General features: G+C 71.9%; 19 protein-coding genes. 3 read left to right on the forward strand and 16 right to left on the reverse strand.

Annotated features, from left to right (window positions below; translation table 11 throughout):
* Positions 1 to 31: 31 nt before the first annotated feature.
* Complete coding sequence (locus VF202_06355) at positions 32 to 1,171, reverse strand: LacI family DNA-binding transcriptional regulator (protein ID HEX7039712.1); 1,140 nt, start codon at positions 1,169 to 1,171, stop codon at positions 32 to 34.
* Between the two features lie 90 nt (positions 1,172 to 1,261).
* Between VF202_06355 and VF202_06360 the strand changes: the two genes are divergently transcribed.
* Positions 1,262 to 1,738 carry a hypothetical protein gene (locus tag VF202_06360; GenBank protein ID HEX7039713.1) on the forward strand — a complete coding sequence of 159 codons (477 nt, stop codon included), beginning with the start codon at positions 1,262 to 1,264 and terminating at the stop codon, positions 1,736 to 1,738.
* An 85-nt stretch (positions 1,739 to 1,823) separates the two neighbouring features.
* Here VF202_06360 and VF202_06365 read toward each other — a convergent pair whose 3' ends face one another.
* The 5 genes from VF202_06365 to VF202_06385 all read right to left on the reverse strand — a co-directional run bounded on the left by VF202_06365 (position 1,824) and on the right by VF202_06385 (position 6,254).
* Positions 1,824 to 2,306 (reverse strand): ester cyclase, encoded by a 483-nt coding sequence (locus VF202_06365; protein HEX7039714.1) that lies wholly within the window; start codon positions 2,304 to 2,306, stop codon positions 1,824 to 1,826.
* Between the two features lie 95 nt (positions 2,307 to 2,401).
* Entirely contained in the window at positions 2,402 to 2,722 is a 321-nt protein-coding gene (locus VF202_06370) for a hypothetical protein (protein HEX7039715.1), read from the reverse strand.
* 72 nt (positions 2,723 to 2,794) lie between these two features.
* Positions 2,795 to 3,688: an ABC transporter permease gene (locus VF202_06375; protein ID HEX7039716.1), complete on the reverse strand. Its 894-nt coding sequence runs from the start codon at positions 3,686 to 3,688 to the stop codon at positions 2,795 to 2,797.
* Positions 3,689 to 3,744: 56 nt separating this feature from the next.
* A complete protein-coding gene (locus tag VF202_06380) occupies positions 3,745 to 4,665 on the reverse strand; it encodes an ABC transporter permease (GenBank protein HEX7039717.1) in 921 nt (306 codons plus the stop codon).
* Positions 4,666 to 4,751: 86 nt separating this feature from the next.
* Complete coding sequence (locus tag VF202_06385) at positions 4,752 to 6,254, reverse strand: ABC transporter substrate-binding protein (protein ID HEX7039718.1); 1,503 nt, start codon at positions 6,252 to 6,254, stop codon at positions 4,752 to 4,754.
* A 241-nt stretch (positions 6,255 to 6,495) separates the two neighbouring features.
* Between VF202_06385 and VF202_06390 the strand changes: the two genes are divergently transcribed.
* The gene (locus tag VF202_06390; protein ID HEX7039719.1) at positions 6,496 to 7,710 is read left to right on the forward strand and encodes a Xaa-Pro peptidase family protein; all 1,215 of its coding nucleotides are present in this window, start codon (positions 6,496 to 6,498) and stop codon (positions 7,708 to 7,710) included.
* A gap of 108 nt (positions 7,711 to 7,818) precedes the next feature.
* Here the strand turns inward: VF202_06390 and VF202_06395 are convergent, their stop codons facing one another.
* Positions 7,819 to 8,283: a DUF6194 family protein gene (locus tag VF202_06395; protein HEX7039720.1), complete on the reverse strand. Its 465-nt coding sequence runs from the start codon at positions 8,281 to 8,283 to the stop codon at positions 7,819 to 7,821.
* A 158-nt stretch (positions 8,284 to 8,441) separates the two neighbouring features.
* Here VF202_06395 and VF202_06400 point away from each other — a divergent pair, with 158 nt between their 5' ends.
* Positions 8,442 to 9,098, forward strand: coding sequence for a UdgX family uracil-DNA binding protein (locus tag VF202_06400; protein HEX7039721.1), 657 nt, complete (start codon positions 8,442 to 8,444; stop codon positions 9,096 to 9,098).
* Positions 9,099 to 9,110: 12 nt separating this feature from the next.
* On the opposite strand, the gene VF202_06405 is transcribed toward VF202_06400, so the two are convergent.
* From VF202_06405 to VF202_06445, 9 genes are all read right to left on the reverse strand, one after another.
* Positions 9,111 to 9,557 (reverse strand): hypothetical protein, encoded by a 447-nt coding sequence (locus VF202_06405; GenBank protein ID HEX7039722.1) that lies wholly within the window; start codon positions 9,555 to 9,557, stop codon positions 9,111 to 9,113.
* A gap of 31 nt (positions 9,558 to 9,588) precedes the next feature.
* Positions 9,589 to 10,065, reverse strand: coding sequence for an NUDIX domain-containing protein (locus tag VF202_06410; GenBank protein ID HEX7039723.1), 477 nt, complete (start codon positions 10,063 to 10,065; stop codon positions 9,589 to 9,591).
* A gap of 32 nt (positions 10,066 to 10,097) precedes the next feature.
* The gene (locus VF202_06415) at positions 10,098 to 10,982 is read right to left on the reverse strand and encodes a carbohydrate ABC transporter permease (protein HEX7039724.1); all 885 of its coding nucleotides are present in this window, start codon (positions 10,980 to 10,982) and stop codon (positions 10,098 to 10,100) included.
* Positions 10,982 to 11,941 (reverse strand): sugar ABC transporter permease, encoded by a 960-nt coding sequence (locus VF202_06420; GenBank protein ID HEX7039725.1) that lies wholly within the window; start codon positions 11,939 to 11,941, stop codon positions 10,982 to 10,984. The genes VF202_06415 and VF202_06420 overlap by 1 nt, the downstream gene beginning before the upstream one ends.
* Positions 11,938 to 12,990: an ABC transporter ATP-binding protein gene (locus VF202_06425; GenBank protein HEX7039726.1), complete on the reverse strand. Its 1,053-nt coding sequence runs from the start codon at positions 12,988 to 12,990 to the stop codon at positions 11,938 to 11,940. Before VF202_06425 ends, VF202_06420 begins: the two co-directional genes overlap by 4 nt.
* Positions 12,991 to 13,060: 70 nt before the next feature.
* Complete coding sequence (locus tag VF202_06430; protein ID HEX7039727.1) at positions 13,061 to 14,491, reverse strand: ABC transporter substrate-binding protein; 1,431 nt, start codon at positions 14,489 to 14,491, stop codon at positions 13,061 to 13,063.
* A gap of 564 nt (positions 14,492 to 15,055) precedes the next feature.
* Positions 15,056 to 18,040, reverse strand: a complete 2,985-nt coding sequence (locus tag VF202_06435) for an SdrD B-like domain-containing protein (protein ID HEX7039728.1) — start codon at positions 18,038 to 18,040, stop codon at positions 15,056 to 15,058.
* Positions 18,041 to 18,574 carry a hypothetical protein gene (locus VF202_06440; protein HEX7039729.1) on the reverse strand — a complete coding sequence of 178 codons (534 nt, stop codon included), beginning with the start codon at positions 18,572 to 18,574 and terminating at the stop codon, positions 18,041 to 18,043.
* Complete coding sequence (locus VF202_06445) at positions 18,571 to 19,392, reverse strand: hypothetical protein (GenBank protein ID HEX7039730.1); 822 nt, start codon at positions 19,390 to 19,392, stop codon at positions 18,571 to 18,573. Before VF202_06445 ends, VF202_06440 begins: the two co-directional genes overlap by 4 nt.
* Positions 19,393 to 19,453 lie beyond the last annotated feature (61 nt).

The raw sequence follows: 19,453 nt of genomic DNA on the forward strand, positions 1-19,453 counted from the left end.
GGCGCGACGTCGCGAACGCCGCGCGCGCCGCTCAGCCGCTCGTTCTGACCACGAGGTGGGTGGGCAGCACGACCGACGCCGGCGCCCTCTCGCCCCTCAGCTGTGCGATCAGCAGACGACCCGCCTGCCTGCCCTTCTCGACGGTGGGCTGGTGGACCGTCGTGAGCGGCGGCGTGGTGCGGGCGGCGGAGGGGAGGTCGTCGAAGCCCACGACGGCCACGTCCTCCGGCACCTCGAGCCCCGCCTCACGGAGGTGGCCCAGCGCGCCGAACGCGAGCTGGTCGCTCATGGCCAGGATCGCCGTCGGCCGCGGCCGGAGCCCGATCAGCGCGGCCGCGGCCCTCGCGCCCTCCGCGGGCACGTTCTCGGGCGTCTCGTAGACGACGACGTCGCGCTCCCAGTCGAGCCCGGCCGCCGCGACCGCCGCTCGGTAGCCGGCCAGCCTGGCCCGGACGGAGAAGTAGCTGGCGCCCTCCTGGCGCGCGAGGTCGGCGACGCCGCGGCGGGCCTCCAGGGCCAGGTCCAGCGTTATGACGCCGAGGCGCTCGTGCCCTCGTTCCAGCAGGTGGGCGGCGGCCTGGCGCGCGCCGCCCTCGTCGTCTATGGCCACGTGCGGCACGCCGCCCACGCCGGGGTTGTCCACCATCACCATGGGCAGGCCGCGAGCCAGCGCGACGTCGAAGTGGGGGTCGCCGTCGGCGAAGCAGTGCACGATCAGCCCGTCGACGTTCGCGGTCCTCACCGGCACCAGCGCCTCGTCGTCGCACGGTGGCGTGCCGATGAGCATGAGCGCGTAGCCGGCCGCCTCGGCCTCGCGGGCGATGCCCTCGATGAACAGCGCCGCGGCCGGGTCGGTGAAGGCGTAGGAGAGCTCGCTGGGGTAGACGACGCCCAGGACGTTGCTCACGCCCAGCCTGAGGCCCCGCGCCGCCGGGTCCGGCCCCGCGTACCCCATGCGCTCGGCCGTGGCCAGGACGCGCTGTCGCAGCTCGGCCGAGAGCTGGTCCGGCCGGTTGTACGCGTTGGAGACGGTGGACGGGGCCACGCCCAGCGCCGCGGCGACGTCCTTGATCGTCACGCGGCCCGCGGGAGCCGTCGGCCGCTTGCCGGCGGCGCCGGGGCGCCCCGCTCGGTCGTGCCCTCGCCTCCCCCGCCGAGCCTTGACAGCCATGGGCCCAGCATACATACTGAAACGATTCAGAGCAGAATCGTTTCAGAAACGGTCCTGCTCGGACGCCCGGCGGGGCGGAGGGGAGGCGCTGTGAGCCTGTTCGCGGGAGGAGTGTTGGGGTTGCACCGGGCGAGGTCGGAGTTCCGCAGGGCCCACGCCGCCGGCCGCCTGCGCGGAGCGGTGGCGCGTCTCATGCGCCGCTGCGCGCGGGTGTGCACCCTGGGCGAGGCAGCTCCCGGAAGCGGGACCGACGCCGGGCGCGGCAGGACCGGCACGCTCGTCCGCGGTCCGCGGCGGCTCACCGAGGTACCCCTCGACCGCGTCATCGGCAGCGTCCAGCGCGCGGGGGACTACGCGCCGGGCTTCCTGCCGCTCGTCAGCCACGACGAGGAGCGCTGGGCGGGCGTGTACCTGGCCCTCGAGGGCCAGCAGGGCCTGCCGCCCGTCGAGCTCGTGGAGCTGGACGGCGACTACTACGTCGAGGACGGTCACCACCGGGTCTCGGTGATGAAGCGCATGGGCGTGAGGTCGGTGGAGGCCTACGTGACGCCGCTGCGGGCCGTCTGAAGGCGAACCGGCGGCGGCCACCCGCCGGTGGCCGCCGCCGCGCCTCCACGCACGGGCTAGCCGTCCGAGCCTGCCTGGGCCGCCGTCAGCCGATCACGCCGAGCTGCCTGAGCAGGCTCGCCGAGTCGTAGTAGAGCCGCGCCCAACGGATGAGCCCGTCCTCGACGTGGTAGGCGCTCATCATCGGCAGCTCCACCCAGCGGCCGGTCGGGGCGAGGTCGCCGAACTGGCCCGTGTGCGTCCCCAGGAACGTGAACTCGAGCAGCACGCGGTTGCCCGCGACGAGCTGGTTCTCGGTCCTGTAGGTGCCGTCGGCGAACGCTCCCCCGTAGAACGTCGCGAGCATCGCGCCGATCGCCTCGCGGCCCACCAGGGGACGGCCCGGGTTCGTCATGTCGGTGAAGGTGGCGTCCTCGGCGTAGTAGCCGGGGTCGTGGTGCTCGGAGTAGGCCGCGAAGGTCTCGCGGGTCCGGCGGGTCACCGGGTCCTCGGCCTCCCGCGCGACGCCCGCGCCCGCACCCTCCGCCAGCGCCATGGCGAACGGCTGTTCCGTCACGGTCCGATCCATACCGCCTCCTCCCGGCCACGGTCTCGCTCCTCGGCCGGTCGGAGCGAAGCTACGGTCCGGGGCGTGACGCCGGCGTGACGCGCTGCCGCTCCGGGCTAGCGCCGCCTGCGGCGGGCCCCGGCCCCGCCGCCGCCGAACAGGATGCCGGCGCCGAGCACGAAGCCGAAGTCGTACCAGTTCCCGTTGTTGTAGACCTCGTAGACGTTCACGTCGTCCGTGAAGAGCGAGATCACGAAGGTGAACGGGGCGACGAACCCGTGCCACAGACCCAGGAGGAAGCCGGCGGGCGCCTGGCCCGGTGGCGCCGTGCGCACCGCGGGGTTCTCGCCGGGGAAGCACGCGCTGAGCGCGAGCAGGAGAATGACGGCGGCGACGATGACCGAGGCCGCCCTGCGTGTACGTCCGTTTCTTTCCATCACGTGTCTCGCTCCCTCCACGCCGTAGATCCGCTGCGCGGGCGACACCTGCCGCCCGGCCGCTCGCCCGCGTCAGCGCCTGCCGCGGAGCTGCGGGTCGAGCGCGTCGCGCAGGCCGTCGCCCAGTAGGTTGAAGCCTATTACCGCCAGGAAGATGGCCAAGCCGGGGAACGTGGTGACGGACGCCTGCGTGAAGATGTAGTTGCGGCCCTCGCCGAGCATCGCGCCCCACTCGGGGGTCGGCGGCTGGACGCCGAGGCCGAGGAACCCCAGGCCCGCGGCGGTGAGGATCGTCGAGCCCATGCTGAGGGTCGCCTGCACGATCACCGGCGCGAGGGCGTTGGGCAGCACGTGCCGCCACAGCACGCGCCGTCCCGGAGCGCCGAGCGCCATGGAGGCCTCTATGTAGCTGACCTCGCGGATCGACAACACGGAGCTCCGCACCAGCCGGGCGAAGCGTGGGATCGTCGAGATGCCCACGGCCACGATCACGTTCGTGAGCCCCACGCCGAGCAGCGCCACCAGCGTGAGGGCGAGCAGGAACGTCGTGAACGAGAGCATCAGGTCCATGACGCGCTGGATCACCAGGTCGACCGTGCCCCGGTAGAACCCGGACACCACGCCCAGCGGCACCCCCACCACGAGGCCGACGCCCACGGCGATGGCCCCGATGAACAGGGTCAGGCGCGCGCCGAAGAGGATTCGGGCCAGGATGTCCCTGCCGAGCTGGTCGGTGCCGAGCGGGTGCTGCAGGGACGGCGCCTGCAGGACGGCGCGGAGGTCCTGACGCACGGGGTCCCACGGCGTGAGCACCGGGGCGAGCACGCCGGCGAGGACGAGGAGCGCCACCAGCACGGCGCCGGTGACGGCGCTGGGGCTGCGGAGCAGGCGGCGGAGCGTCTCGGCGCCGAGCGAGGCCGCGGGACGCGCCTCCTCGAAGGCCCCGATGGCCGCGCTCTCAGCCATCGCCTAGCCTCGCGGCGCGAGCCGCCCGGCGGTGGCGCGGCAGGGGCGAGGCGGCCCTAGCCATAGCGCACCCTGGGGTCGATGACCCCGTAGAACAGGTCGACGGCCAGGTTCACCAGCGCGAAGAGGAGCGCGAACACGATGACGAGGCCCTGTACCGTGGGGTAGTCGCGGGCGAAGATCGAGTCCACCAGCAGGCGTCCCAGGCCGGGCCAGGCGAAGACGGTCTCGGTGAGGATCGCGCCGCCGAGCAGCTCGCCGAACTGGAGGCCTATGACCGTGACGACGGGGGCGAGGGCGTTGCGCAGGGCGTGCCGCCACACCACGGAGCGCTCCGTCGAGCCCTTGGCCACAGCGGTCCTGATGTAGTCCTGGTGCAGTACCTCGAGCATGCTCGAGCGCGTGATGCGGGCGATGAACGCCATCGAGAAGAACGCCAGCGTGGCCGCCGGCAGCACCAGCGAGAGCGGCCCCTCGGCGCCGGCCGCCGGCAGCCAGCGCAGGCGTATCGAGAAGACGATGATCAGCATCAGGCCCAGCCAGTAGACGGGCATGCTGATGCCGAAGAGCACCACGGTCGAGACGAGCAGGTCGGCCAGGCGGCCCGCCCGCACCGCGGCGAAGGTGCCCAGCGGCACGCCGATCGCCACGGCGAGCACCGTGCTGGCGAAGGCGAGCGTCAGCGTGGCGGGGAAGCGGGCGCCGATCTCGACGGTCACGCTGTTCGAGGTGCGCGCCGACGTGCCGAGGTCGCCCTGCACCAGGTCGCCGAGGAAGATCACGCCCTGGCGCCACAGTGGCTGGTCCAGCCCCAGCCGCGTGCGCAGGCGCTCGACGTCCTGCTGGGACGCCAGCACCCCGGCTATGACCCTGGCGGGGTCGCCCGGCAGCAGCCGCACCATCAAGAAGACGGTGACGGCGACGAAGAGGACCGTCACCGCCACGCCGACGAGCCGCTGGAGCAGGTAGGACGTCAACTGGACCTCAGAACCGCGCCCTCGCGCCGATCAGGCGGCGGCGAGAGCGGGGCGCGGGAGGATGACCCCGCGCCCCGCTGGCGACCTCAGTCGGCCGGCCGCGCGTAGATGGCGTAGAACTTCTCGTTCGGCAGGCCGGAGACGTTCGTCACGTCGGCCGAGTGCACGATCGGGAACCGCTGCACCCACAGGAAGATCCAGGGGGCGTCGTCCCAGATCAGGCGCGCGGCCTGTCCGTAGAGGTCGGCGCGCTGCGCCTCGTCCACGGTGGAGTTCGCCTGCGCGATGAGCTCCTCGACCTCGGGGTTCGTGTAGAACGACGTGGCCAGGCCGGCCGGCGGGTGCTGCGACTGCTGGAACTGCAGCATCTGCTGCGAGGCGTCGAGGTACGCCGGCGCCCAGCCGAGCAGGTGGAGCTGCGTCTCGTTCGACTCGGCGCCCTGCGTGATCGTGCCGACGTACGTGGGCCAGTCCGTGGTGCGCACGTTCGCGGTGATGCCGACGTCGGCGAGGTAGTTCGCGATCGCTTGGGACGCGGGGAAGTCCTGCACGTAGCGGCCGGTGGGCGACATGAAGTCGAGCGTGAGCTCGCCCGGCTCGACGCCCGCCTCCGCGAGCAGCTCGCGGGCCCGCTCCGGGTCGTACTCGTAGGCGCCTATCGACGTGTAGCCGAAGAGGCTAGGCGCCATCGGGGAGTCCATGACGTCGGCGGCGCCGAAGAGGATGCCCTGGACGATCGCCTCCTTGTCGACGGCGTAGTTGAGGGCCTGACGCACGCGCTTGTCGTCGAGGGGCGGCTTGGTCGTGTTGATCGCGATGAAGATCGTCCTGTCGCTGGGGCCGAACACGACCTCGACCGCCGGGTTCGCGTCGAGAGCCGGGATGTCGGACGCCGGCGGCAGGATGATCATGTCCACCTGGCCGGCGAGGAGCAGGCTCTCGCGCGTCGTGGCCTCGGGGACGATCTGGAACACGACCTCGTCGTAGTAGGGCGCCTCGCCCCAGTAGTCCTCGAAGCGCCTCACGACGATCCGCTCGCCGAGGGCCCGGGACTCGAACGCGTAGGGGCCCGTGCCGACGGGGTGCGTGATGTTCTCGTACGAGTTGCCCTCCATGTCGACGGAGGCCGGCGAGATGATGGCCGCCGTCGTCTGCGTGAGGGCGCCGGCCATGTACGGGGAAGGCTGCGTGAGGTGGAGCCTGACGTGCAGGTCGTCGACGGCCTCGACGCTCTCGATGGGCGCGTAGGGGCCGCGCCGCGGCACGTTCACGTTCGGGTCGAGGAGGCGCTCGAAGTTCCACACGACGGCCTCGGCGTCGAAAGGCGTGCCGTCGTGGAACGTCACGCCCTCGCGCAGCGTGAGGTCCATGGTCAGGCCGTCAGCGGAGGTCGTCCACTCGGTCGCGAGCACCGGCACCAGCGCGCCGTTCTCGTCGATGCCGATCAGCGTCTGCGCCATGTAGTCGACGATGTTGTCGATCGTCGTGGTGGTGCCCTGGACCGGGTCGAGCGAGTCGGCGTCGACGCCGATCGCGATCCGGAACGTCTCTTGAGCGAGCGCCGACCCGCCCAGGAGCAACGCGAGCACGAGCACTGCCTTCGGGAAACCGCGCATATGGACCACCTCCCAAGCTGACTGCGTGCTTGAACGCCCTTTGATATCAGATTCTCGCGAACGACGTGCGGCGCGGCGGGCGCAGCGGCCCTGGCGCGGCCCGCTAGCAGGCGGAGCGCCGGGCGAGGCCCCTGCCCTCCAGCGCCTGGGTCGCGGCGCGCCGGCGCCCACGGCGGGCGACCGAGCCGGTCGCGGCGCGGTACGCTTCTCCCTCATGAGGACAGACGTCAGCGCCCAGGAGACCCCGCCGTTCGACCCGGCCCCGCCGATCGCCGACGCCGAGAGGCGGGAGCGGGCGCGGCGGCTGTTCGAGTTCGTGCCTCGGGACCTCGACGCCGTCGTGCTGTTCGACGAGCAGTACGTCCAGTACTACGCCGGTTTCGTCTTCATCCCTACCGAGCGGCCGATCGCCGTCGCGATCACGCGCGACGGCGCCCGCACGCTGCTGGTGCCGCGGCTCGAGCGGGAGCACGCGGAACAGACCTGCCAGGTGGAGGAGGTCCTCGCCTACCCGGAGTACCCGGGCGAGAAGCACCCTCTGCGGGTGCTGGCCGACCACCTCAGGGCGCGGGGCGTCGCGCGCGTCGGCGCGGACCACGACGGCTACCCGGTCGTGATGGGCTTCCGTCCCTACCCGCTCTCGAGCCAGCTCGAGGTGACGCTCGTCTCACCGCAGGTCGACAGGCAGATGGCGCTGAAGAGCGAGTCCGAGCTGAGGCTGATACGCGAGAGCGCCTGGTGGGGCGACCACGCGCACCGGCTGCTGCAGCGGTACACGCGCCCGGGCCTCACCGAGACCGAGGTCGTGGGCCGCGCCTGCAAGGAGGCCACCGCGCGCATGCGCGAGTGGCGCGGCGCGTACCGCAAGCTCAACCGCTGGATCGACGGCGCCCTGGCCGTGTACCGCGGGCAGATCGGCCCGAACGGCGCGCTGCCGCACGCGATGACCATCGACGCCACGTTCGAGGTGGGCCAGACGCTCGTCACCGGGGCCTCGGCCGACGCCCAGGGCTACATCTCCGAGCTCGAGAGGACGATGTTCGTCGGCGAGCCGTCGGCCGAGCAGCGCCGCTACTTCGGCCACATGATGGCGCTGCAAGAGACCGCGTTCGAGGCGATCCGTCCGGGCGCCCGCGCCGCCGACGTCGACAGGGCGGTGCGCGCGTACTACGACCGCGAGGGGTTGTGGGAGCAGTGGCGCCACCACGTGGGCCACGGGCTCGGGCAGCGCATCCACGAGAGCCCGTTCCTCGACGTCGGCGACGACACGGTCCTCGAGCCCGGCATGGTCCTCTCGGTCGAGCCGGGCATCTACGTGCCCGGTCTCGGCGGCTTCCGCCACTCCGACACCGTGCTCGTCACGGAGACCGGCATCGAGATGCTCACGACCTACCCGCGCGAGCTGGAGGCCCTCGTCATCGAGGCCTGACGGCCTGGCCGGGGACCTGGGTTGGTCGCGGCGCCGGCCGCGGGCCGCAGTCGGGGCGCCTCCGCAACGGTCCAGCGGGGTCCCGCCGCTCGCAGGCTTCGGCAGCCCTCAGCCGCCCCGCCGCTCCCTGGCCTCCCGCCGGCGCCTCGCCGTCTCGTACGCCCCCACCACGAGCGGCCAGACCTCGCGCCACGTCGCCTCGCTCGGGTTGAGGACGCACACCCAGCCCATCGGCGCGTAGACCGGATGGGGCATGAGCACGTCCAGCGCGGCGTGGTCGTGCCCCGTCTCCAGCACGCCCCAGTCTGGCCTTGGCGCCGGCACGGGGCCGAACCGCGCTGCGTACTCCGCCGGCCCCGCGGCCACGCTGAAGCGGAACACGCCCGGCCGGTCGAGGCGCGCGACGCCGCCCTCGTGCTGGTCGTCGCGCGTCACGATGGTCGCGAACGGCAGCCTGTGGTCCGGCTCGGCCCCCTCCGGCCGGTAGTAGAAGAACCTGTCGCCCTCGTGCTCGAGCACCTCGAGCCCCGCGAGCTCCCTCCGCATCAGCTCGACGATCGCGTCCGCGTCCATGAGCCCTCCTCCTCTCGGGCGGTCGCCACGCCTGGTGGCGCCCCCTCCCGCCCGACGTTCCCTGAGCCGGATGTGGAACCCCCGGGGCACGGGCTTCATCCAGCCTTAACGTTCCCGATGCGGAGAGCGCGCAAGGTGGGCCGAGGAGGGCGGACGGCATGGCGAGGCTCACCGCGGACGAGCGGGCGACCGAGTACCCGGGTGCCGAGCGCTTCATGCCGGGCACCACGACCCTGGCCGCGATGCGCGAGGCCGTGCAGGGCTGCCGCGGCTGCCCGCTCTACAGGGACGCCACGCAGGCGGTGTTCGGCGAGGGTCGGGTCGGGGCGCGCCTGATGCTCGTCGGCGAGGTGCCCGGCGACGAGGAGGACCTGAGGGGCCGACCCTTCGTTGGTCCCGCCGGCAGGCTGCTCGACCAGGCCCTCGAGGAGGCGGGCATCGCGCGCGAGGACGCCTACCTCACGAACGTCGTCAAGCACTTCAAGTGGGAGCCGAGCGGCAAGCGGCGCATCCACAAGACGCCGAACCGCTGGGAGATCGCGGCGTGCATCCCGTGGCTCGACGCCGAGATCGCGCGCGTCTCGCCCGCGGTCCTCGTGGCCATGGGGGCGACGGCGGCGAAGGCGCTGTTCGGTCCGTCGCACCGGGTGTCGGTGCAGCACGGCCAGCCCGTGGCGTTCGACCGTGCCCCGTACGCGACCTCGACGGTCCACCCTTCCGCGGTCCTCAGGCGCCCCACCGAGGAGGACAGGGTCGCCGAGTTCGAGCGGCTGGTGGCAGACCTGCGCAGCGTGGCGGCGGTGCTGGCGGGCTGAGGGCCCTCGCGCCTACTCCACGGCGCCGAGCGTCGCCTGGCCCCAGCCCGCGGCGCCGAGCGTCGCCGGCCACGGCGCCTCCCACATGCCGAAGGCGACGGCGGCGGCAACGAAGGCGAGGCCCAGCATCACCACCCGTGCCACCCACCGCCACGGGCTCTCGGGCGGCGTGACGTGCTCGGTGCCGCGTCCGCGGCCCTCGCGCCAGACCTCGCGTACCGGGGAGGCGGCCACGCGCTGGCTCACCGACCAGGCCGCCGCGGCCAGCAGGAGCGACACGGCGTAGACGCCGTACATCTCCTCGCGCGGCCCCGCGACGAGCGCCGCCGCGGCACCGACGCCGACGAGCGCTGAGGACGCCACCAGGCGGGCACGGGACTCGGGGCGGACCACGCTCAGCAGGGCCGTGACGAGGGCGCCGAGGGTCGCGAGCAGCTCGAGCGCGTGGAGGTCCGCCACGCGGCACAGACTACAGGCGCGCCGCCGGGCTCTAGGAGGTGCCGGCTCGCAGTCGTCCGCGGCGCCAGAGGCGCATGCCGGTGTCGACGAGGCGCACGTGCGGCAGCGACCCCACCTCGTCGAGCGGGAACCAGCGCACGTCGTCGGTCGAGCCGTCCACCTCGACGCGGAGGTCGCCGGCGACGATGCGGCCCTCGTAGACGATCCGCAGGGAGTGGAAGGGCCGGCGCGGACGCCCGGGTCCCAGGTCGCCGGCCCTGAAGTGGTCGCTGTGGGTGCCCAGGACGTCGACGAGCTCGATGACGTAGCCGGTCTCCTCGAGCACCTCGCGCACCGCGGCCGCCTCCGGGTCCTCGCCCGCCTCGAGGCCGCCGCCGGGCAGCGTCCACGCCGACTCGAGCCCCGCGGTGTAGTGGAGCTGGCTCGGGTCCGGCACCCAGTGGCTGAGGAGGACCTGCCCGTCCCTGACGATCACCGCGTACGCGCCGACCCGCGTGTCGAAGTCCACCGGCCGATCCTAGGCTGCCGAGCCCAGGTCCCTCACTCCCCGGCCACGGCGGTGAGGCCGGCCACGAAGTGGTCGATGAAGAACGTGTAGAGCACGGCGACGGGGATGCTGGCGATGAGCGCGCCCGCGAGGAGCGGTCCCCAACGGAAGACGTCGCCGCGCACGAGCTCGGTGGGCACGCCGATCGAGACGGTCTTCTGGGCCGAGTCCTGCACGAACGTGAGGGCGTAGACGAACTCGCTGGTCGACAGCGTGAACGCGAACACGACGATCGTGAGGATGCCGGGCACGGCCAGCGGCAGCACGGCGCGCACGAACGCGCCGATGCGGGAGTAGCCGTCGACCATCGCCTGCTCCTCGATGTCCTTCGGTATGCCCTTGAAGAAGCCCATCATCAGCCAGGTGCAGAACGGCACCGTGAACGTCGGGTAGGCGACGACCAGCGCCCAGATCGAGTTCTGCAGGCCGAGCGCCGCGATCACCTTGGCGAAGGGGAGGAAGAGAAGGGTGGGCGGCACGAGGTAGGTGAGGAAGATGCCGATGCCCAGCACCTCGCCCCAGCTGCCCGCCAGGCGCGCCAGGCTGTACGCCGCCGGCACGGCCAGCAGCAGCGTGATCACGACGACGAGCCCGCCGACCATGAACGAGTTGAGGAGCCAGCGCACGAACAGCGTGTCGGCGAAGAGCAGCCTCACGTGGTCGAACGTCGGCGCCTGCGCGTACCAGAACGGGTTCGCGTTCGGATCGAAGAGGTTCGGGTTCTGCTTGAACGTCGTGATGAGCATGACGTAGAAGGGCAGAGCCGCGAACAGCGTGAAGATCGCGACGGCCAGGTAGAACGCCGTGCGCGAGGCGACACGTCCGACGCCCCGTCCGCGACCTGTCCTCCTGGGGAGCGCGGCGGTGGTGGTCGCCATCAGATCACCTCGCTGCGGCGGATCAGCCGGAGCAGCACGGCGCTCACGCCGGCCAGCACCGGCAGCAGGAACAGGGCGATGGCCGCGCCCCGGCCGAGGTTGCCGCCGAGGATGCCGGTGAAGAAGGCGTGGCTGGCGAGGGTCTGGGTCATGTTCGCGGGCCCGCCACGCGTGAGGATGAAGATGGCGATCATGTCGGAGAAGGTGAAGACGAAGGTGAAGAGGACCGCGACGAGGAGGATGGGGGAGAGCATCGGCAGCGTGATGTCGAACAGGCGCCTGAAGTAGCCGGCGCGGTCGACGCGCGTCTGCTCGATGACGTCGCGAGGGATCGAGTTGAGGCCCGCCAGGACGATGACCGTGGCGAGCGGCAGGATGCGCCAGACGTTGACCAGGACTATCGAGACCTTGGCGAGGACCGGGTCGCCGAGCCAGTAGAGGTTCGGCAGGGCGCCGAGCGCGGCGCCCCTGTGGCCCAGCAGGCCCACCTGGCGCAGCAGCCAGTCGATGGGGCTGAACACCGAGTCGAACATCCACAGCCAGCCGATGAGGCCGAGGGCCACCGGCGCCGTCCAGGGCAGGAGGATCAGGAAGCGCACGACCCACTTCCCGCGGAACTCGCGCATCAGGAGCTCGGCGAGGATCGTGCCGAGGACCAGCACGGCGACGAGCGTGCTCACCGTGAACAGCAGCGTGTTCGCCAGCGAGCGCAGGAAGACGCGGTCGCGGAGCAGCTCGGAGAAGTGCCGCAGGCCCACCCACTTGACGGCGGTGCCGCCCGTGGTGACGTCGTGGAGGCTGTAGTAGATCGCCAGCCCGAACGGCACGCCCACGAGCAGGAGGATGAAGATCACGGCGGGGGCGAGCATGCCGACGGCGAGGAGGGACTCGCGACGGGCGTGGGCGCGCTCGTCGTGCGTGACGGCCGGCCTGGCGGCGACGGGGGCCTGGGCGCTCATGCCGCCGCCGGGGCGTCGACGCGCCGGCCCGTCTGGGGGTCGAAGCGCTTGACGAAGCGCCGGTGCACGAAGAACTCGTGCTCGCGACCCACCTCCAGGTCGCCAGCCAGTCGCGCCGGCAGCTTGGCGATGACCTCGTTCGCCTCGCCCATCGGCGAGGTGTCGGCGCCGGGTACCTCGCCGTAGAGGAGGAGGTCGGCGCCGAGGTCCTCGAGGCCGGAGGCGACGAACGGCAGGCGCAGCGCGTCCGGCCCCGGCTGGAACGACTCGCCGACAGGCAGGAAGTTCTCGGGGTGGAAGCCGAGGACCTCGCCGTCCTTGAGGATCAGGTTCATGGCGGGCGAGCCCATGAAGCGCGCGACGAACGTGTTCGCCGGCTCGCGGTATATGTCGCTCGGCCGGCCGATCTGCTCGATCTTGCCGAAGTTCATCACGGCCACGCGCTCGCCGAGGCCCATGGCCTCGACCTGGTCGTGCGTGACGTAGATCGTCGTGATGCCGATGCGGCCGTGCAGCTTCTTCAGCTCGTGGCGGGCCTGGTGCCTGAGCTTGGCGTCGAGGTTCGAGAGCGGCTCGTCGAGGAGGAAGAGGTTCGGCTCGCGCACGAGGGCGCGGGCGAGGGCCACGCGCTGGCGCTCGCCGCCGGAGAGCATCCGCGGCTTGCGGTGGAGCAGGTGGCCGATCCCGAAGAGGTTCGCCGCCCACTCCACGCGCTCCTTGATGCGCGCCTTGTCGGTCCTCACCGCCTCGAGCGGGAACGAGATGTTCTTGAACACGCTCTTGTGCGGGTAGAGCGCGTAGCTCTGGAAGACCATCGCGATGTTGCGGTCGTTGGGCGGCAGCCCGTTGACGACCCTGTCGCCGATGACCACCTCGCCGCTCGTGGCCTTCTCGAGACCGGCGATCGTGCGCATCAGCGTCGTCTTGCCCGAGCCGGAGGCCCCCAGCAGCACCAGGAACTCGCCGTCGCGGACGTCGAGGCTGACGCCGTCGACGGCTCTCACCGATCCGAAGTGGGTATGCAGGTCGCGTACGGTCAGCTTCGCCATCCCAGGCGCGCCTCCTAGCGAGGGGGCGGGCGGCGCCGCACGGGCGCGCCGCCCGCCTCGGTGCAGTGCGTCAGATCAGGCCGCGCTGACGCCAGGCGTCGTAGACGGCCCGGGCCTCCGCGGCCGCCGTCCTGATCGAGTCCTCGGGGGACTCGTCGCCGCGCACGGCGCGCGCGAACATGTTCGGGATGATGAACGTGTTGTAGACCTCCGCCACGGCGGGGCTGCACACGCCAGGGTGCCCGACGTTCGTCGTCCACTCGACGGCGTTCATGAGCGGGCGCAGCTTGCCATCGGCCTCGTTCTCGAGCTTGAACGGGTCGTTCTCGAACCAGGCGTTGTGCAGGTCGCGGAAGGTGCTCGCGCCCGCCACCTCGGGGTAGTCGCCGTTGCCGCTGATCGGCGAGTCGAAGAAGCTCGGCGAGTTGTAGAGCTTCGAGTGGTACATCGCCAGGTCGTAGTTCTCGGCGAGGTCGAGGATGAACTGCTTGGCCGCGTCGGGGTTCTCGGCGTGGTTCGGGATGATGTAGTTGTAGATCACGTGGGCGTTCGCCCAGGCGGTGCCGCGCGGGCCCTGCAGCGCCGGGCCGAAGAAGACGTCCTGAGCGATGTCGGGCACGTCATCCTGCGAGGACCGGTAGGCGGAGATGGAGTTCATGATGTACGACGCCCGGCCGGCGATCAGCGCCTGGTTGTTCGAGGCCGCGTTCCACGCGAACACCTCCGGCGTCATCGCCGCCTCGTAGAGCCGCTGCATGAACTGGACGGTCTCCAGCACGCGCTCGAAGTTGTCGCCCTGGTCGAGGACGACCTCGCCGTCCTCGTTCTGGACCATGGCGTCGAACGAGGCGAGCATCGCCCGGTGCGCCATGTTCGAGTCGATCTCCTGCGCCAGGCCGATGCCGAGCTGCACGCCCTGCTCGTCCCTGATGCGCCCGCCGATGGTGACGAGGTCCTCCCACGTCGTGGGCCCGTCGGGCATGCCCGCGGCCTCCCACAGGCTGCGCCGGTAGTTCGCCGGGTCGATCGTCCAGCCGACGCAGAAGCTGTAGAAGTTGTCGGTGGCGGGGTTGTACGAGTAGTTGCGGGCGACCTGCAGCTGCTCGCCGAAGCGGCTCTGCGCCTCCTGGTTCACGTCGTTGAGCGAGAGCAGGCTGGGCTCGAACTGGCCGGCCTCGGCCCCGACGATCTCGATCAGGTCGTGGCCCGACCCCGCGGAGATCTCGGCCGCCACCGTCGCCGTCAGGTCCGCCAGGTTGATGTGGTCGACGACGACGTCCACGCCGTTCGCCGCGCCCCACTCGCGGGCGTACTGGTCGAACCAGGTGTCGTAGGCGGGCACGAAGTGGCTCCACTGCAGGATGCGCAGGCTCTGGGCGCCCTGCGCCCTGGCCAGCGACGGCCCCAGGGCCGCGGCGGCCGCCGTGGCGCCGGAGTACTTGAGGAAAGACCTGCGGGTGATGCGACGCTTCAACGGGTCGAACCTTAGCAGAGGGCTCATACGTCCTCCCATCCCTTCCGAGCGGTGCGCTTGCCAGCCCATGCGGGCCACGAGGCTTCGCCGGCCCGTGCCGGCCTCGGGTGCTGCGCCGGCCTGCCGGGCCACGAGGCTAGAGACGGCTCCAGGTCGAGATGCAGGTCGCTACCTCCTAACGGCGGAAGCAGGTCGCGAAACCGGACGTGTCCGCCAAGCCCTGGGCTCGCGCCACGCGTCATGGCGCCGACGCGGCTGTCGAGGGCTATCTACGTGCGTTGGCAACAAGGTAAGCCGTGGAACGTGATGAGGCAAGGGTGGGCGAACCGTCGCTGGTAGAGCGCGGGGCGGGCGGGTCGGCGCTCGGCAGCCCTGGAGCGTGCTCGGGTCCCCAGGGTCCGTATCCCCTCTTGGACCCTACAGTCACTATCCCGGAAGTGAGATGGCAACTTGGCGTCTTCGCCACCGGGGCAGCCCGCCTGAGACGCGCTAGCCGTCCCTCCAGGGGCCATAGCCAGCATCCCGATTAAGGGCTACCGACTGAGCGTGCGGCGAACGGGGCTCGCTGTGCGGACCGCGCCGGCCAGCGCCTCACTGGACCCTGAACCGGCTCTCGGCGTAGTGCTCGCCGTCGCCGAGGAGGACCACGTCGTAAGCACCGGGGGCCGCGGGGGCCGTCACCTCGGCGCGGAAGACGTAGGGGTCGTCGGTGGCGGCAAGCGGGAGCGTCACGCCGTCCACCACGATCGATGCAGCACCCACGAGCTTGAGGAAGCTGGCCTCCGCGACGAGCGGCTCGCCGGGGCCCGTGGTGGCCGGCGAGATCCTGAGCGTGGCGAGCGGGCCGTCCGCGACCACGAGCGGCAACACCTGCTCGCGGACCGTCTCGGCGGCGGACGCCCTGACGGTGACCAGAAGCACACCGCGTGCGTCCGGTGGGACGGGCACGCGCACCTCGTAGACGCCGTCGCCCACCGGCGCCATGGCCATCGCCTCTCCGCCGGGAAGTGCGGCCTCCACGTAGACCGCGGCGGGATCGAAGTCGCCCCGCAGCTCGGCGGTGACGAGCACGTCCGCGCCCGGCGGGGCGGTCATCGGGCCGAGCCGCGCTAGGAGCGCCAGGTCGGAGCTCGAGAACGCTCGCACGGTCTCGCGCGGACGAGCGGCGACGCCCAGCTCGAGCCTGGTGATCGGCCCCGCGGCCAGCTCGAGGCTCTGGGCGGGCGTCGTCGCCACCACCGACTCCGGCAGCGACGCCTCGTCGACGTACACGGTGTAGGTGCCCGGTGCCGCGTTCTGCAGGACGGCCTCGCCACGCTCGTTCGTCGTGACGGTCCGCGTGGCGCCGGAGCTTCCGCGGAACGTGACGGCCACGCCCGGCACGGCCTGCTCCGTCGAGGCGCGGAGCCCGTCGCGGTCGTCGTCCGAGAACACCGTGACCACGGCGGTGGCCACCTCGACGACGGGGACGTCGACCTCGGTGACAGAGCCCTCCGTGACCGCCACCCGCAGGACGCGCTCGATGCCGAGCGTGGCCGGCAGCCCGCTGAGACCGATCGTGTACGAGCCCTCGGCGAGGGCGAGGCTGTAACTGCCGCTCTCGTCCGTGCTGGTGCTCGTCCGGCCGGCGTGCACCATGGCGGCGACCGGGGGCTCGCCGGGGCCCCTGGTGCCGTCCCTGTCGAGGTCGCGGAACACCGCGCCCTTCACGGTGCCGGTACGGAGACCGCCGAACGCCTCCACGACCGGCTCCGGTGTAGCGAAGCCGCCGTCCACGATGGCCGTGAGCGCCAGCTCCCAGGTGAGCTCATCGCCCAGCTCCAGCCCCCCACGCAGGACGTACCGCCTCTCCGGCTGGTAGGAGAGCGACAGGCTGCCGGAGTGCCGGCCGGTCCTGAGGTCGTAGCGGTACCGCGCGCGGCCGCTGAAACCGGCACCGTGCCCGCTGAGCGTGGCGTCGAGCCGGTCCTCGTCCTCGTCGTGGAGGTAGCCCACGCCCGCCGACCAGTCGCGGTCCTCGTAGCTCAGCCCCGCCCGGTAGGTGACCGTGGTCAGCGTGTCGCCCACGACGGAAGCCTCGACGCTGAAGGGGCTGGGCCGGTAGGCCGCGGCGAGCTGATAGGTCAGCCCCACGTCGCCGCCCCGGAAGGTGGCGCCGAGGTACCCGTCGAGGGCGACGGGCTCGGCGAGGGGGCGGTAGCCTACGCCGAACGAGACGGACGCCGAGTCGCTGTAGGACAGCCTCTGCCTCAGCGTCACCTCCGGGTGGACCTTCTCGTTCACGGTGACGTTGGCGATAAGCCCGTCCGGGCTCGCGGCCAGGTCGGTGCGGCCGCCGATCGGCTCAGTCGTCCGCGTCACGACCGCCGCGTTGGCCCGCCAGCCCCGGTCGAGAGGGTAGGGCACCTCTAGGCGCGCGAAGCCCAGGAGGGGCGAGGTGTCGAAGGTCGCCGTGAGCCCGAAGGCCGCCGAGAGGTCGACGTCAGCGCCGGCGGCGGACCTCAGCCCGCTGACCAGCGGCATCAGCACCAGCTCAGGGGAGACGCGGAAGCGGTAGCCGGCGTCCACCCGCTGCTCGGAGCGGTCGCTGAAGGTCTGGGTGGCGGCGAAGTAGGCGTCGCCCGGCTGGAATACGGCGCCGAGCGTCGTCGACGACTCGGTCACGCCCGCGAACCCGCTCAGGTCTCCGGCCGTCACCGACAAGGTGTGGTTCAGGTGGCCTCCGGCGTACACCGCCCGCCAGTCGTCGCCGGCGAGGACCGCGCCGCCCGACACCCGCAAGCCCTGCTCGGGCCGCATCTCCGCCGACAGGTCCACACCTCCCGACACGTAGCCGGAGAGGTCGCCGCCCAGGAGCACGCGGAGGCCGGCCAGGTAGCCGGCGCTGCCGTAGCCCCCCGTCAGCTCGATGCCGTAGTCCATCACCGGTCCGGTGACCTCGTCGGCTCCCGCGAACGGCAGGACCTCCGTGCGGACGACCGCGAACCTCTCCTGGGACGGGTCGCTCGCCGGCGTCGCGGTCACGACGGCGACGTCCCTGCCGACGGTGTCCGCGGGCCAGGCACCCAGAGACACCGAGCGCGCCTCTCCCGGCTCCAGCTCGACGACGAGGTCGAGGTCGGAGTCCAGGAGCCGGCTCTGCACCGAGACCTTCACCTCCTCGGTCCCGTTGCCCGTGTTCTCGAGCACGATGCGATGCTCGACGACCTCGCCGCGGACGACGGTGGCGTCCTGCGGGGCGACCAGCACCAGACCCGTGCGCCTGGCGACGGTCACGACGACCTCGGTCGAGCGTCCCTCGCCGTCGGTGAGCGTGACGACGTGGTCGCCGGCCACGACCGACCTACCGACGTGCAGGTAGAAGACGGTCCGCTCCGCGGCCACCGTCACGCGCTGCGGCCCGGAGAAGCCGGGCGGCGCCGCGACGACGAGCTCGGTCGGCGCGGCCGCGCTGACGGCGATGGCGGCGAAGGTCCCGGGGTCGACCACCCCTGGCCCCACCGCGCTCACCTGTGCCGCGGCGACGCCCATCGCACACGCGGCAGCTAGGACGATCGCCCCCCGTAGCATGGGCATTCAGTCGGAGTTCAGGCTGAACGTGAGGCTCCCGACGTACCTGCCGGGCGGCTCGGTGCCGTCGATCCGGAGCCGGACTGCGAACCGGTACGTCTCCTGCACCGCCGTCGGTCCGCGCCCCACCACGATCCTGTTGCTGCCGGGCGCGAAGGCGTGCCACGTCACGCCGTCCAGGCTGTACTCGAGCTGGTCCGCGGGCAGGATCACGTTCTCCTGCTCGTTGTAGAGGCCGCTGAAGGTGACGACGATCGTCCAGCCGCTCACGTTCGTGAAGACCGTGAACGACATCGGGTCGGTCGCCGGGTCGGGGTCGGTCGGCAGGTAGTAGGCGGGGAACCGTGCCGGCGGGTAGACGGCCTGGCTCAGGTCGAAGACGACCTGGTCGTGGCTGATCGTCAGCGAGGCCGCCTCGGGGATCGTGGCTCCCACGGAGACCTGCGCCGACGCCGTGGACGCCGCCACGACCAGGGCGAGCGAGGCCAGGGCGCGGCGGACGGTGCGGGTAGCGGGTCGGTCGAGTGCGGGCCAGTTCATGGCACCTCCACGAGCGCTTCGCCGAGCAGGACCGTGCCGCCGCCGTAGTCGAGGTCGGCCAGCAGCGTGTACGAGCCCGTCGGCAGCGGTGCCGACAGGGGGAACACGACGTCGTGCGTCGCGCCGGGGAAGGAGGCCTCGTCCGCGACGCTGACCCTCTCGACGAGACCGCCGGTCGCGTCGCGCACCTCGACGGATCCCGTGATGCGCAGCAGCCCGGTGCCGGTGTTGCTGAACTGCACCCGCACCGCGGGCGGTGCGTCGACCCCCGGCTCGTACCTGAGGCCGACGATGCTGCCTTCTCGCGTCGGCTCGCCGACGTCCACGTAGATGAAGTGTCCGACGCGGACCCGGGTCACGACCCCTATGCCGGCCCCCGGCTCCTGCTCGGAGCCGCTGGCCGCGGAGTCGAAGAACAGGACGGTCCAGTACGTCCCGTCGGGGGCGTCCTCCGGCACCGTGACCGTGTAGCTGACCGCGAGGTCCGCCGCCGGGCCCAGCGTGAACTCGAGCGGGTTCACGCTGAGCCAAGGCGCCAAAGACCTGGGATGGCTGCCCGGGTCCAGCCAGATGAGCTGGCCGCTCGGGCCCATGAGGGCGTCGTTGAGGACGACGGAGACGCCGAGCGGCGTGCCGGGGCTGGGGTTGTCGACGTTTACGACGCTCGTGACCTGAGACCCCGGGGCGGCGACGAGCTGGGCCCGGGGTGGGCTCACGCCCACGCCGGACTGGGCGTCCGCGCACGTGAGGCTCCAAGCGAGGACGGAGCAAGCGACGAACATCGAGACGGACCTGATGAAGATAGTCGGACTCCTCATGGCCTCACTCTGGCTCGGCCGCGAGCTCGGCAGGCGGGCCGGTCGCGCGGCTGACGGTCGG

It is taken from the genome of Trueperaceae bacterium (assembly GCA_036381035.1).
Classification (GTDB): domain Bacteria; phylum Deinococcota; class Deinococci; order Deinococcales; family Trueperaceae; genus DASRWD01.